15 protein-coding genes are annotated in these 14,416 nt (G+C 47.3%); all 15 read left to right on the top strand.

From position 1 onward, the window contains the following. Position 1 precedes the first annotated feature (1 nt). The 15 genes from ABD943_RS06625 to ABD943_RS06555 are packed head-to-tail and all read left to right on the top strand — an operon-like array spanning position 2 to position 14,405. Positions 2-565, top strand: a complete 564-nt coding sequence (locus tag ABD943_RS06625; protein ID WP_345292396.1) for a COG4648 family protein — start codon at positions 2-4, stop codon at positions 563-565. Positions 566-569: 4 nt separating this feature from the next. Continuing rightward, positions 570-1,907: an acyl-CoA synthetase family protein gene (locus ABD943_RS06620; protein ID WP_345292395.1), complete on the top strand. Its 1,338-nt coding sequence runs from the start codon at positions 570-572 to the stop codon at positions 1,905-1,907. Positions 1,908-1,909: 2 nt separating this feature from the next. Beyond that, positions 1,910-2,278 (top strand): ApeI family dehydratase, encoded by a 369-nt coding sequence (locus ABD943_RS06615; RefSeq protein ID WP_345292394.1) that lies wholly within the window; start codon positions 1,910-1,912, stop codon positions 2,276-2,278. Beyond that, the gene (locus ABD943_RS06610) at positions 2,278-3,030 is read left to right on the top strand and encodes a glycosyltransferase family 2 protein (protein ID WP_345292393.1); all 753 of its coding nucleotides are present in this window, start codon (positions 2,278-2,280) and stop codon (positions 3,028-3,030) included. The genes ABD943_RS06615 and ABD943_RS06610 overlap by 1 nt, the downstream gene beginning before the upstream one ends. Before the next feature lie 4 nt (positions 3,031-3,034). Continuing rightward, positions 3,035-4,012, top strand: a complete 978-nt coding sequence (locus ABD943_RS06605) for a lysophospholipid acyltransferase family protein (protein WP_345292392.1) — start codon at positions 3,035-3,037, stop codon at positions 4,010-4,012. Further along, positions 4,009-5,553 carry an HAL/PAL/TAL family ammonia-lyase gene (locus tag ABD943_RS06600; RefSeq protein ID WP_345292391.1) on the top strand — a complete coding sequence of 515 codons (1,545 nt, stop codon included), beginning with the start codon at positions 4,009-4,011 and terminating at the stop codon, positions 5,551-5,553. Before ABD943_RS06605 ends, ABD943_RS06600 begins: the two co-directional genes overlap by 4 nt. A gap of 10 nt (positions 5,554-5,563) precedes the next feature. After that, the gene (locus tag ABD943_RS06595) at positions 5,564-6,007 is read left to right on the top strand and encodes an acyl-CoA thioesterase (protein WP_345292390.1); all 444 of its coding nucleotides are present in this window, start codon (positions 5,564-5,566) and stop codon (positions 6,005-6,007) included. Next, entirely contained in the window at positions 6,007-6,621 is a 615-nt protein-coding gene (locus ABD943_RS06590) for an outer membrane lipoprotein carrier protein LolA (RefSeq protein WP_345292389.1), read from the top strand. Before ABD943_RS06595 ends, ABD943_RS06590 begins: the two co-directional genes overlap by 1 nt. Next, positions 6,611-8,941 carry an MMPL family transporter gene (locus tag ABD943_RS06585; RefSeq protein ID WP_345292388.1) on the top strand — a complete coding sequence of 777 codons (2,331 nt, stop codon included), beginning with the start codon at positions 6,611-6,613 and terminating at the stop codon, positions 8,939-8,941. Before ABD943_RS06590 ends, ABD943_RS06585 begins: the two co-directional genes overlap by 11 nt. Then, positions 8,934-10,205 (top strand): NAD(P)/FAD-dependent oxidoreductase, encoded by a 1,272-nt coding sequence (locus tag ABD943_RS06580; RefSeq protein ID WP_345292387.1) that lies wholly within the window; start codon positions 8,934-8,936, stop codon positions 10,203-10,205. The genes ABD943_RS06585 and ABD943_RS06580 overlap by 8 nt, the downstream gene beginning before the upstream one ends. Next, positions 10,193-10,771: a DUF3261 domain-containing protein gene (locus tag ABD943_RS06575; protein ID WP_345292386.1), complete on the top strand. Its 579-nt coding sequence runs from the start codon at positions 10,193-10,195 to the stop codon at positions 10,769-10,771. The genes ABD943_RS06580 and ABD943_RS06575 overlap by 13 nt, the downstream gene beginning before the upstream one ends. Further along, positions 10,758-11,954, top strand: coding sequence for a beta-ketoacyl-[acyl-carrier-protein] synthase family protein (locus tag ABD943_RS06570; protein WP_425559455.1), 1,197 nt, complete (start codon positions 10,758-10,760; stop codon positions 11,952-11,954). The genes ABD943_RS06575 and ABD943_RS06570 overlap by 14 nt, the downstream gene beginning before the upstream one ends. A 4-nt stretch (positions 11,955-11,958) precedes the next feature. Further along, positions 11,959-12,441: a hotdog family protein gene (locus ABD943_RS06565; protein ID WP_345292384.1), complete on the top strand. Its 483-nt coding sequence runs from the start codon at positions 11,959-11,961 to the stop codon at positions 12,439-12,441. A gap of 21 nt (positions 12,442-12,462) precedes the next feature. Continuing rightward, on the top strand, positions 12,463-13,188 hold the full coding sequence (locus ABD943_RS06560) for a 3-ketoacyl-ACP reductase FabG2 (protein ID WP_345292383.1): 726 nt from the start codon (positions 12,463-12,465) through the stop codon (positions 13,186-13,188). Beyond that, the gene (locus ABD943_RS06555; RefSeq protein WP_345292382.1) at positions 13,188-14,405 is read left to right on the top strand and encodes a beta-ketoacyl-ACP synthase; all 1,218 of its coding nucleotides are present in this window, start codon (positions 13,188-13,190) and stop codon (positions 14,403-14,405) included. Before ABD943_RS06560 ends, ABD943_RS06555 begins: the two co-directional genes overlap by 1 nt. Positions 14,406-14,416: the final 11 nt, after the last annotated feature.

Here is a 14,416-nt window from a genome sequence, read left to right as displayed (position 1 = left end):
GATGGCTCTTTTGCTCAAAATAACTATCGCTGTGGTGGTTTTGTTGTACCCCATAGCGATTTATTTTGGCTTACACTACCTAGAACCCAAGCATTTAGCCCTGACCTTAGCCGCGCTGGTTATTGTTCGCGCCTTATTTACCAATAGCGACTTACTAAAAGCCGTTAAAGGGCTATGGATTATTATCTTTATTGCTGGGTTGAGCCTCGCTGGCTTCAGTTATTTTGACAATAGCCAGTTAGGCCTTAAACTCTACCCGGTGGTTATCTCGCTTAGCTTTTTGACCATTTTCAGTTACAGCCTAGTCAAACCACCCTCTGTGATTGAGCGACTGGCTCGCCTACAGGAACCAGACCTACCGCCAGAAGGCGTCACCTATACGCGGAATGTCACCATGGTTTGGTGTGGCTTTTTCATCATCAACATCGGCATATCTTTGTACACTGTTTTTTATGCGTCGACCGCGATCTGGACACTCTATAACGGCCTTATTTCATACATCCTAATGGGTGTTTTGTTTGCTTCTGAGTTGTTGTATCGCAAGTTGGTATTAAAAAAAGGGTAGTTGCATGAACTTGGCATATCAAAACCTCAAGCAACTGCTGACAGAAGATACCGATAGCCTGATCGCGTTTAATAATGAGATAAACCTCTCCAGCGCCGACTTTCAAAAGCACATCAAAGTAGCTACTAATCGATTTAAACAGCGCCCTGAGCAGAGCTATTTGTTATTTGCGCAAAACAGTTACGATTTCGCCGTCAATTTTGTCGCCTTGATGTTGTTGAACAAAGATATTGTGCTGACCGCTAACAATAAACCCGAGTGGCTGACCAGCATCAGTAATTCTTACCAACTGATTATCGCTGATCAATCCGTCGTTGCTGATATCGCTTCGACCCATTACTTGGAATCTGAGACTGAATCTAGCATCGAATTTCCAAACATTTTAAGCAGTGAGATACAGTTTTTTACTTCGGGGTCGAGCAGCCAACCAAAAGCTATTGCTAAAACACCATCACAATTGCTCTTGGAAACGGAAACTTTGGAGCAATTATTTGCCCAGCAGGTGGATCAAGGTGTCTTTTTCGCCACCGTATCGCACCACCACATTTATGGCTTGATTTTCCGCCTGCTATGGCCGCTATTATTTCGTCATGCATTCAGCACAGAGCTACTGCTTTACCCCGAAGAACTGCTTGCCCACAACCATCAACACCCTGATATATGCTTAATTTCGAGCCCAGCATTTTTATCACGCCAAGATAACAGTCTCGACAATATTGTCTTAAACCAATGCTTTAGCTCCGGCAGTCTACTCTCAACACAAGCTGCCACAGCTTCATTCCAACAATTTGGGGTCTATCCGATCGAGGTCTTTGGAAGCACTGAAACCGGCGGCATTGGTTACCGAACCCAAGCCGATAAGAATACCGCGTGGACGCTCTTTCCCGGGTTAACGCTAGCTCAAGCCCATCGCTCCGAGCGTGCACAATTGCATTCTCCTTATATTCACCACTCCATCCCGTTAGACGACCGAATAGAGTTACTCGATGACCATCATTTTGAACTTTTAGGGCGCGTGGATCGGGTCGTTAAAATTGAAGAGAAGCGAGTTTCTTTAGAAGCACTAGAAACCGCACTCAAAGCCTCAGATTTAGTGAATCAGGCGAAAGCTGTTGTCTTAGAACAAAACCGAACCTTTATTGCTATGGTGGTTGAGCTTAGCGAACAAGGGTTACAATTTCTCGCAGAGCATTCAAAGCGCCAACTAAACCAGCAATTAAAACAGCAGCTGGTCGGCCAGTTCGAAGCGGTTGCGATCCCTCGAAAATGGCGTTACTTTGAACATCTACCGTATAATTCTCAGGGAAAACTGCCACTCACCCTGCTATCCAATTTATTTTAACCATGAAGTACCCACAGATATTAAACAGCCAAGTCAGCCCATACGAAGCCACGCTGAAGCTTCAGATTTCAGCACAACTTGATGCCTTCGCTGGCCACTTTGACCAATTCCCAATTGTGCCCGGCGTCGTGCAAACACAGTGGGCACTAGACTATTTTAAGCAGTTAATCGCTCCCGAGCTGAATACTCAACCTACGTGGAGTGTCGACAAAGTCTCGGCACTCAAGTTTCAGCATGTCATCACACCTGAAACTGATGTTAACTTAAACCTGTCTTATGATCCGGCTAAGCACTGCTTAACCTTCAAGTTTGATAACGCTGAACACAACTTTTCATCGGGCAAACTCTTTTTTCGAGACGATAAATCCTGATGAGTCCGCAATACTGTATCGTCATACCAAATTATAATCACACCCAGCACATCAAGCAGGTGCTGCAAGCAATTGCTGAGTATGATTTACCCGTGATTATGGTCAATGACGGCAGTAACGATAGCACTAAGCAGTATCTCGAAACGCTTGAATCTGAAGATAAACAGCTTCAACTGATCCACCTTTCGCACAACCAAGGGAAGGGGGGCGCGGTCATGGCTGGACTTCGAGAAGCTCATACCCAAGGCTACAGTCATGCTATTCAAGTCGATGCCGATGGCCAACATGCGATTGATGATATTCCAACCTTTATCGAACTGAGCCAACAATCACCCCAAGCGGTGATTTGTGGCATCCCTGATTATGATCAATCAGTGCCGCTGGGCAGACTTATTCCTCGTTATATCACGCACTTTTGGGTCTGGGTTGAAACGCTGTCTTTCCGCATCAAAGACTCCATGTGCGGCTTTCGGCTTTATCCCTTGAGCAGCACAGTGGCTTTAATTGACTCAAGCCGCATTGGCAAACGCATGGATTTTGACACTGAAATTTTGGTCAAACTGGACTGGAAGGGGGTACCCATTATTAATCTGCCCACTCGTGTCACCTATCCCGAAGATGGCTCTTCGCACTTTCAGTTAGTCAAAGACAATTGGCTGATCACGAAAATGCATACCCGTTTATTTTTTGGCATGCTTCCGCGAGCACCACGCCTGCTCGGCCGCCTGCTATCGCGTTCCAAGGTAGGTTAAGCCGATGCCCGATAAACATTGGTCAGCAACCCAAGAGCGCGGCTCCACCTTTGGCATACAGCTACTGGTTTGGATATACCGAGTTTTTGGACAGTGGCTATTTCGCTTAATTCTGATCCCAGTGATTGGCTACTTTATGCTAACCGGTAGTAAAGCAAAACGAGCCTCGTACCAGTATTTACGTCGCCTGGCTGAACACACCCGATCACCAAAAGCCGTCCGTTGGTACCATGTTTATCAGCACTTTTTTCAGTTTGGTGTTTCCGCCATCGATAAAATTCGAGCTTGGTTAAATGATGTGACGTTGGATGATGTGACTTTTCATAACCCTGAGATGTTCCAACAGTTACGCGAAAAACGTCCCAAAGCAGGCGCGGTCTTCATTGGCTCTCACTTAGGTAACCTAGAATTGTGCCGCGCGATAGGCGAAAATGATTCGGACTTGAAAATTAATGCCTTGGTGTTCACCAAGCACGCTCTCAAGTTTCAAGCCGCTATCGAGAAATTCAACCCTAATGCCCAGTTGAATCTCATTCAAGTGGACTCCATGGGCGCGGAAACCGCTATTGAGCTTAAAGAAAAAGTCGATCAGGGCGAAATCGTCATTATCGTCGGGGATAGAACCTCCGTGACACAATACGGTCGTGTTAATTATGCCGACTTCCTCGGCCAACCAGCACCATTTTCCCAAGGCCCCTTTATCTTAGCCAGTCTTTTGGATTGCCCAACCTACCTGATCTTTTGTCTCAAGCAATCTGGACAGTACCATATCTATCTTGAGCACTTTGCGGACAGTTTAAAGCTCACTAGAACTGGCAAGAAGCAACAGTTACAATCAATTATCGAGAATTATGCGAGCCGACTTGAATATTATTGCCTCAAGGCACCGTATCAATGGTTCAACTTCTTTAATTTTTGGCAAAAAGACGACGAAAACCATATTTCTCGCAACACAAAACAAAAAAGAGAAGACACCCAGTGACAACAGCTAATACTGACATTACATTTGGTCATTCAGCCATTACCATTGAGCAGATCAATGCCATGGCCGAAGGTCACGCGCAAATCAAACTCAACGATGACCCCAGCTTTCAGCAACACATCCAAAAAGGGTCTGATTTCCTAAAAGCCCTGCTCAAAGAAGACGGTGTGATCTATGGCGTGACCACGGGTTATGGCGACTCTGTCACCGAGCAAGTTCCGCTGAGTAATGTCCATGAATTACCACTTCACCTTACTCGCTTCCATGGCTGTGGCTTGGGAGATATCTTCTCGGTCGAACAAACCCGCGCTATTCTTGGCGCTCGCTTAACCTCCTTAAGCCAAGGCTATTCGGGCGTCTCCTGGGAGTTATTGCAGCAGCTAGAAACTCTGCTCAAACACGATATTATGCCGCGAATTCCGCAAGAAGGTTCGGTTGGCGCCAGTGGCGATTTAACGCCTTTGTCGTACGTTGCCGCGGTTCTGATCGGTGAACGCGAAGTCATCTACCAAGGCGAGACCAAGCCTACTGAAGAGGTCTTTGCCGCCTTAAATATCAAACCCATCAAGCTGCAGCCAAAAGAAGGTCTAGCGATTATGAACGGTACAGCCGTCATGACCGCCTTAGCCTGCCTCGCTTACCAGCGCGCTGAATACCTTATCGAGTTATGTTCACGAATTACGGCGTTATGCTCGATCGCGCTTCAAGGTAACAGCGCTCACTTCGATGATATTCTGTTTAGTGCCAAGCCTCACCCTGGGCAAAATCAAATCGCTGCCTGGATCCGTGATGATCTGAATCACCATAAGCATCCGCGAAATTCCAGTCGCTTACAGGATCGTTACTCGATACGTTGCGCGCCACACATTATCGGTGCGGTAAAGGATTCGATGCCTTGGATGCGTCAGATGATCGAAACCGAACTCAATAGCGCTAACGATAATCCGATCATTGATGGTGAAGGGCAACACGTTTTGCATGGCGGTCACTTTTATGGCGGCCATATTGCGATGGTCATGGACACGTTAAAAACGGGTATTGCGAACTTGTCTGATTTGATGGATCGTCAAATGGCACTGCTGATGGACAGAAAGTTTAACAATGGCCTCCCGAATAATCTTTCCGCGGCCACGGCAGAGCGCAAACCTATTAACCATGGTTTTAAAGCCGTTCAGATTGGAATCAGTGCTTGGACCGCAGAAGCTTTAAAAAACACCATGCCAGCGAGTGTTTTTTCACGCTCAACCGAATGTCATAACCAAGACAAGGTGAGTATGGGCACTATCGCTGCACGCGACTGCTTACGCATATTACAGCTGACCGAACAGGTTGCTGCGGCCTCATTAATGGCATCCTGTCAGGCCGTTCAAATTCGCATCAACAGCGAAGAGTTGAGCGCTGACTCCCTTTCCGACAGTATTAGCAGCACCCTTGAGCAAGTGTTTAAAACGTTCCAGCTGGTCGATGAAGACCGTCCTTTAGAATCTGAGCTGCGTCACTTTGTTGATTTAATTCAACAACGCCACTGGAAGACTTACTGAGTTTACGACCATGGATAATGCAAAGCTACAACAACACGCCATCGCCGCCGAGTGTTTCGTTGAAGTACCATTCTTCGACTTAGATCCCATGCACATCGTGTGGCACGGCAATTACGTCAAGTACTTTGAACAAGCCCGCTGCGAGCTGTTGCGTAAAATTCAGTATGACTATCCACAAATGAAGGCATCCGGTTATTATTGGCCTATCGTTGATATGCGCTTGAAATACATTAAGCCCGCAAAGTTTGGCGATAAATTGCTCTGTGTGGCGACGTTCAAAGAATTTGAAAACCGTTTAAAAATCGACTACGTGATCCAAAGCGCCAGCTCTGGAGAGAAACTTTGTAAGGGTTACACAGTCCAAGTTGCTGTAACCACCACTGATTTTGAAATGCAGCTGGTGTCTCCCCCAATCCTTGGCCAACAATTACACCAATTCATTCAGGCACAATAATGCGCATTGTTAGTTTATTACTGTTTGCTTTCTTTCTTCTCAGCACGGCACAAGCTGAAGACTCTCAGGTCTGTGATTTAGACGCTATTACAGCCTCTATTCAAAACCAAGATCCGTTACACAGTTTCGAACAAGAAAAGCACATAGCCGTACTTTCCAAACCTTTGCCATCATCTGGCTATCTGTTGCTAACGGAGCAGGGCTTTGTAGTATGGCAAACGACGAAACCCATCAAAAGTACAACGGTTATCGGTAACGACAGCTTCCAACAGTTTAATAAAAACGATCAGCCAGTGAGCTTACCTGGTAACGCTAAAAACCAAACCAGCGAACTGATTTCATCGACCTTTTTAGCGATTCTATCTGGCAACCTTGAGGCTTTACATCATCACTTTAACGTCCAATCCCATTGCCAAGAACAGGGCTGGGCTCTAACGCTGACACCTTCCAACTCTGAAATAGAGCGTCTGCTTAAGCAGATTTACCTATCCGGCGAACAGCGTATTAACGAATTGCACTTTACCGAAGCCAATGATGACAAAACCGTCCTCCATTTTTCTTCGTTGCAAGACTCCAGCTTAGAACAACAATTAGGACAGTACCTTGTCGATTAACCGTCGCTTTGTCTTTTGGTTATTATTGGTTCTTACCGTTGGCGCTGGCTTCTACGCTCAACTGCAATCTGGATTTAACGTTCAAACCAATATTCTTAAACTCCTTCCACAAACGGAAGTTGATCCTTTTGCGGAAAAAGCATTTGAACGATTTTCAGAGCAAAACTTTAAAAAAATTATCGTTGCCATCAAAGCATCCGACAAAAACACCGCTGCTGAATCGGCAAAAACGTTTGCACAAGCCCTGCACAACAACTCTCTCGTTGCATCATTAGAAGCACAATTAAGCTCTGCCGAGCAAGAAGCCGTCGGTCAGCTCGTGTTTAACCATCGATTCCATTTACTCAGCCCCCAAGATCAGCTGTTATTGTGTGAGCAAGGGATTGAGCCGTTTATCGATGCCAGCTTACAACTGGTTTATTCGCCCCTATCTGGTCAATTAATCAGCTTATTACCCGATGATCCTTACCTGTTGTCTTACCGTTATCTCGAGCACATCGCCGCGACCAATACAGCCGACAGCCAACGCGAATTTGTTGATGGTCATTTGATTATCCATGACCAGTCCGACGTTTACTCGATTGTCACCGCCACGCTCCAGTCATCTCCTTTTGATAGCACCACGCAACAACAACTGATCACCACCATAGAACAGTTTAAACACCAGCACCCTGAACTCGAAGTACTCTATACAGGGGCCACTTTTTATGCACAACATGCCGCAGCGTCTGCCAAGTCAGAAATTTCGACCATCGGTTTGGGCTCTTTGATCGGGGTTGTCTTGCTGCTAATCGTGGCTTTTCGCGGCATTGTACCTTTGTGCTTAACGTTATTATCCCTCGGCACTGGTATCTTTTTGGGCTTCACAGTGACCCATGCAAGTTTCGGCTCCATCCACATTTTGACGCTGGTTTTCGGTTCCAGCTTAATTGGTGTGGCCGTGGACTATGCGTTTCACTATTTCGCCAGCGCTAATGAAACCCAAAAGCCTTTGCACCACATCCTTGGTGCCATCAGCTTTGGCCTTATTTCTAGTGTTATTGGTTATGCTGCCTTATTTACCACGCCATTCCCAGGCTTACAGCAAATGGCGCTATTTTGCGCTACAGGATTAATTGGCGCCTTCCTAACAGTGACCTTATTGTTTGACCGGATTCCCTATAAAGTTAACACCCCAAATAGGTTGCTTAAGGTTTTTGACGCACTGACTCGAGCCAGTCAGCACCTTAGTCACAAAGCCTTCATAGCTGCGTTATGTTTATTGCCCCTCGTTGCCGCTTTTTATTTAAGCAACACTGACAGCAATAACGACAACATTCGACAACTGCAATCGGTACCACCAGAACTGTACGCCCAAGAGCAGCAGCTGCAACAGTTAGTTGCGGCGCCAGCGACTAATCAATTTTTTGTGGTTAAAGCCGATTCTACGGATAAACTGTTGGCAAAACTTGAATCCGTTAACCAGGATTTACAGACGCTGGTCGACTCAGGCGCTATTGATGATTTCAATCATCTTGCTCAATTTGTACCATCTGTCATGCAGCAACAGGGCAGTTACCAGCAGCTGGCCGAGCATTTCAACTCCCAGTTTTTGGCACCCTTTATCGAGCTAGGCTTGCTTACAGCGAATGATGCTGCTGAGTTGCAGCAACAGTTTCATGCTCAAGAAGGACAGCCGCTGACGCTTAATCAATGGCTTGCCTCACCGCTTGGTGAACGCTTTTCTTATTTATGGTTGGGGCAAATTGAACGGCAATTCTCCGCTATAATAACGCTGCACAATATTCAACATATCGAACCTTTAGTCACTCTTGCTGAACAGAACCCAACCTTGTATTTCATTAACAAAGTTGAAAAAGTCTCTGCGCTCTTTGCTCAATACCGTGAGCTCTCCTTACTCATGCTCTCGATCGCCGTCGCCGTGATCTTTATCATTCTTGCTTTACGTTACGGCATTCGTATTGGCTTCTTTGTCGTATTTGGGCCCATCATTGCCGCATCAATCGCTATCTTAGCCAATATCGCTATTAACGGCAGCTTTAACTTATTCAGCGCTCTCGCCCTGTTTTTGGTATTTGGTATTGGTATCGATTATGGGTTGTTTTACTCTGAATCCAAACAGCGCTCACGGTATATTGCATTGGCTATCGGTCTTTCCGCGATGACCACCTTTTTATCTTTTGGCCTACTGTCCTTTAGTGACACCCCGGCCATTCACGCCTTTGGCGTCACCATGCTTTCTGGTATCTTAAGTGTATTCTTATTATCGCCTGTCTTAGGGCACCAAATTTACCAAGCAAAAGGATTAAGCCGTGACTGAGCCAGCGCAAACTTATGATGTGGTCATTATTGGTGCAGGCCCTGCTGGTAGTCTTGCCGCAAGTCTTCTAACCCAAGCTCAGCACCGAGTACTGGTGGTTGAGAAACAACATTTCCCAAGATTTTCCATTGGTGAAAGTTTACTTCCCCAGTCCATGGTTTATCTTGAAGAGGCGGGCCTATTACAATCAGTCCTGGATTCTGCTCACGAGCTTGGTTTTCAGTATAAAAACGGTGCTGTTTTCGTCTCTAATCAGCAACAATCGGTTTTTGATTTTGCAGACAAATCCTGCGACGGCCCTGAATCAACTTACCAAGTCAAACGAGCAAGCTTTGATCAACTGCTAGCGCAAAAAGCCCAAGCGTTTGGGGCAGAGTTCATTTTTGGCAGCCAGCTAGAGAGTATTGACTTTAACCCCAAACCGGAATTAATCATTCGTGATGAAGAGGGCATGGCGAGCACCATCAAGGCTGATTTCGTCCTCGATGCCAGTGGCTTTGGGCGGGTGCTCCCTCGTTTGCTTGATCTCGACCTACCGAGTGAGTTTCCTGTTCGCAGTTCCATATTTTGTCATATTCAAGATAACATCACCGATCCCACTTTCGATCGTAATAAAATCTTAATTGAAACCCACCCCAACGAAGAGGATGTTTGGTATTGGCTGATCCCGTTTTCCGACAATACCGCTTCGCTAGGCTGTGTCGCCAAACCTGAATTTTTTGAGCGGCTGCGTCAGGGCACCGCTCCAGACTTAGAGCCGCTCGGCAATGATCAGCTCTTGCTTCGCGCAGTTAACCAATCGACTAGGCTCAGCAAACTGCTTTTCGCAGCTGTTATCACGCAAGACGCACAGCAACTCACGGGTTATGCTTCTAATGTGAAGCAACTGTACGGTGATCACTATGCGCTACTAGGTAATGCCGGCGAGTTTCTCGATCCTATTTTCTCCTCTGGCGTTACTATCGCCTTTAAATCCGCGACGTTAGCATGCGATTGCCTAATTAAGCAGTTCAATCAGCAAGCGGTTTGCTGGAATAAGGATTTCGCCGAACCCTTGCGCCAGGGCGTCAATACTTTTAAAGCCTTTGTTGATTCTTGGTATCAGCAGCAGCTTCAAGATATCATTCAATTCCAAGATGCTCCTGATAATATCCGACAAATGATCTGCTCCGTCTTAGCCGGTTATGCTTGGGATGACAACAATCCTTTCGTTGTCGAACCCAAACGTCGCCTCAACGTACTGGGTGAATTATGCGCGCCTTAGTTTTTTCATTATTGTTGCTGCTGGTCGGTTGCACCACGCATTATCAGTCACAGGATCAGACTGTTGAGATCGCTGATGGCGTCCAGCTTCAGCTGCTTTCAAGTATTCCATTCGACAACGGTATGACTCTGACCCAGAGTGCAACGGCTGAATATAACGATGAACACCATGATCTGATTTTTCAGACTGAAATTCTTAGTGACAAACTGACCATGGTCGGTTTAACCCCTACTGGCACACGCCTTTTCACCATCGTCATGAAGGATGGAATGATAGATGCGACAGGACTTTCAGCGATGGTCGATAGCATTAAGCCTGAATATTTACTGGCGGATTTGCAGCTGAGTTTGTGGCCCAAACGCCAGCTGCTTCAACACTTAAACAACGCCGATCTGTTAGAACCGAACCCTCTTAAGCGAGAGATTGTCAACGATGGTATACCTATCATTACCATCGACTATTCGCAGCCAACCAAATACCAAGGAACTATTCGCTTCAATCACCTCGAACGAGGTTACAGCCTGGTTATCGCACCTTTAGCTATAGAGATGAATGCCAATGACTAAAGCACGTGTCTACTTAAACCACATGTCCTTAATCAATGCCTTAGGCAGCGATCATCAAGAGATATTGTCTAAACTCATCACGGGTGATACTTCGAACATGACGCCTTACACCACCCAGCTGTCGCCGAAAACATTTATTGCAGGTAAGGTTACACCGTCACTGCCCGCCATTCCCCAGCACTTGTCGAAGCACCAGACCCGTAATAATCAATTGATTCTGCACTGCTTACAGCAATTACAACCAGCATTTGACAAGCTTCAATCCAGCACCCCCAATCATCGCATTGGCGTGGTGCTTGGAACAAGTACCTCGGGTATCGCTGAGGGTGAGCTGGCGCTTAACCATCATCATAAACAGGGTGAATTCCCCGCCAGCTTTGACTACTCACAGATCCAAATGTCATCACCGGCAGCGTTTATTGCTGATTACTGGGGCATTACAGGGCCCACTTACTCCGTGTCTACTGCTTGCTCTTCAAGCGGCAAAGTCTTCGCTTCGGCTCGAAGCCTCATCCAGAATAATTTGTGCGACGCGGTCATTGTCGGTGGCGCGGACTCACTGTGCGACATGACTTTGCACGGTTTTAATGCTCTAGAAGCTATTTCACCGGCGCTAACGAACCCATTCAGCTCTAACCGCAGCGGCATTAATATTGGTGAAGGTGCGGCTTTATTTATCATGACCCGCGACCCTAGCGCCATAGAGTTACGCGGCGTCGGCGAATCCTCGGATGCGCACCATATTTCAGCGCCACACCCGGAAGGGCAAGGTGCTAAAGAAGCCATGTTGATGGCGCTAGAAGAGGCGGGACTTTCTGGGGATGATATCGACTACCTCAACCTCCACGGCACTGCGACAGAGCTTAACGATGCTATGGAAAGTCAGGCTGTACAGGCAGTCTTATCACACAAAACTCACTGCAGCTCAACCAAGCCCTTAACCGGTCACACCTTGGGTGCGGCGGGTGCAACCGAGCTTGCTTTTTGCTGGTTACTACTGCAACAGACTGATAATGAACGATTTTTAGCCAAGCATTGCTACGATGGCGACTATGACCCTGCGCTTGCCCCGATCACGCTGGCCGACGGCAAAGCCGTTTCTTCTCTGACCACTGCGATGAGTAACTCCTTTGCCTTTGGAGGAAACAACGTCAGTGTTATAATCGCTTCCAGCGAACGGTAAAGGTATGCAAGAAATCAATTCTCAACTCAAAAATTCAATCCTGTCAAAACCCATAGCGGAGCTTGTACCTCACTCTCCACCAATGGTTTTAATTGACCGCGTGCTTGATTTTGGGCCAAGTCAGCTACATGCAGAGGTCGACATTTCGCCACAAAGTCGATTTTATAGCGCTGACAAAGAAGGCGTGGAAAACTTGGTCGCTATCGAGTACATGGCACAAACTATTGCTGCGCTTGCTGGCGTTCGAGCGGTCTTACGGGACGAGCCGGTGAAGCTTGGCTTCTTGCTCGGCAGCCGCAAATTGCAACTGTATCAACCGGTGTTTAAGTCAGGGCACACCTATCAGGTTAACGTCGAAGAGGTGTATATGGATAACTCCGGTCTCGGTGCTTTTCAATGCACCATCAGCTTAGACGGAGAGCTTATGGCTGAGGCAAAATTGAGCGTTTTTGAAACCAATGATGAGAATCAACTTTTAACGAATTAACACAGTATAATGAGTAAAACTATGAGCAGACGCGTATTAGTCACAGGTTCCAGCCGCGGTATTGGCAAGAGCATCGCCCTTCAACTCGCCAATGATGGCTTAGAAGTTACCGTCCACTGCCGCTCCGGTGTTGAGCAGGCTGAAACCACTGTCGCTGAAATCCAGTCACAAGGTGGCTCTGCTCAGCTTATCCAGTTTGATATCGCCGATCGCGAGCAAACGCGTCAAGCGCTAGAAGCAGATGTTGCAGCCAACGGAGCCTATTATGGGGTCGTGTGTAACGCCGGTATTACTCGTGACGGTGCCTTTCCGGCCTTGACTGACAGTGACTGGGACGATGTCATCCATACCAACTTGGATGGCTTTTACAATGTGGTGCAACCGCTGGTGATGCCAATGGTGCGCAATAAAAAAGGTGGCCGAATTGTTGCCATGTCATCGGTTTCCGGTGTTTTAGGCAATCGCGGCCAAGTCAATTACAGCGCCTCAAAAGCAGGGCTTATTGGTGCCACTAAAGCCTTAGCGGTCGAGTTAGCTCGACGTAAAATCACCGTCAACTGCGTTGCCCCGGGGCTCATCGAAACCGACATGATTGATGATGAGATCACCAATGAAGCCATGAAAGTGATTCCGGCACGCCGCATGGGTAAACCGGAAGAAATCGCCGGTTTAGTCAGCTACTTATTTTCCGATACTGCGGGCTACCTCACTCGCCAAGTCATTTCGGTTAACGGAGGCATGGCCTAATGAATCGAGTCGTTGTCACAGGAATGTCGGGCATCACCGCCTTTGGCGATGAATGGTCGCAAATTTCCAGCCATTTAAAGCTCGGTAAAAATGCTGTGCGTTTTATGCCGGAGTGGGAACAGTGTGAAGGCTTGCGCACCAGCCTAGCGGCTCCTGTTGATTATATTTTTCCGAAGCTTCCGCGCAAAAAAATTCGTAGCATGGGCCGTGTCTCATTACTCGCTACCTGCGCGACCCAAAAAGCGCTAGAGCAGGCCGGCTTATTAGAGCACGAATCACTCACCAACGGCGCTACCGGTATTGCTTATGGTTCATCCTCCGGCAGCACGCGCACCATTCCAGTGTTCGGTGACTTGATCAAAGGTGGCCCTATGACCGGTTTCACTTCGACCTCTTATGTTGAAATGATGAGTCATACCGCTCCCGTCAACATGGGCGTATTCTTTGGCACAAAAGGCCGCATCATTCCGACCAGTAGCGCGTGTACCTCAGGCAGCCAAGGCATTGGCTATGCCTACGAAGCCATCAAGTACGGCCAACAAAGCGTAATGATTGCTGGCGGTGCTGAAGAATTGTGTATCACACAAGGGGCTGTTTTTGACTCGCTGTTCGCGACCTCGGTTAAAAACGATTCACCCGAATCAACGCCTCGTCCTTTTGATCAAGATCGTGATGGATTAGTCATAGGCGAGGGCGCAGGTACTTTGATCCTTGAAGAGTACGAACACGCCAAGGCGCGGGGCGCGACTATTTTGGCTGAAGTGGTTGGTTTTGGTTGTAATTCCGATGGCGCTCACGTCACGCAGCCGCAGCGCGAAACCATGTCGGTCGCAATGCAGCTGGCTTTAAAAGACGCGCAATTAACGCCTGATGATATTGGCTATGTCAGCGCACACGGCACAGCAACCGATCGTGGTGATGTCGCTGAAACTAATGCCACCCGTGATGTTTTCCAACGTGCCGTCCCGATTAGCTCGCTAAAAAGCTACTTTGGTCATACCCTTGGTGCCTGTGGTGCGATTGAAGCTTGGTTGTCTATCGAAATGATGCGTAACAATTGGTATGCGCCTACTGCGAACCTAAAGACTGTCGATCCGGACTGTGCAGAGCTGGACTACATTGTCGAGAATGATCGCCAAATGGATCATCAATACATCATGAGCAATAACTTTGCGTTTGGTGGGATTAATACGTCAATAATTTTCAAGCGGGTGTGAGTTAACCCAGC

The sequence above is a fragment of the Kangiella marina genome, from assembly GCF_039541235.1.
GTDB lineage: Bacteria > Pseudomonadota > Gammaproteobacteria > Enterobacterales > Kangiellaceae > Kangiella > Kangiella marina.
The sequence above is the reverse complement of the archived record's forward strand: the minus strand, read 5'-3'. Positions and strand labels throughout refer to the sequence as shown.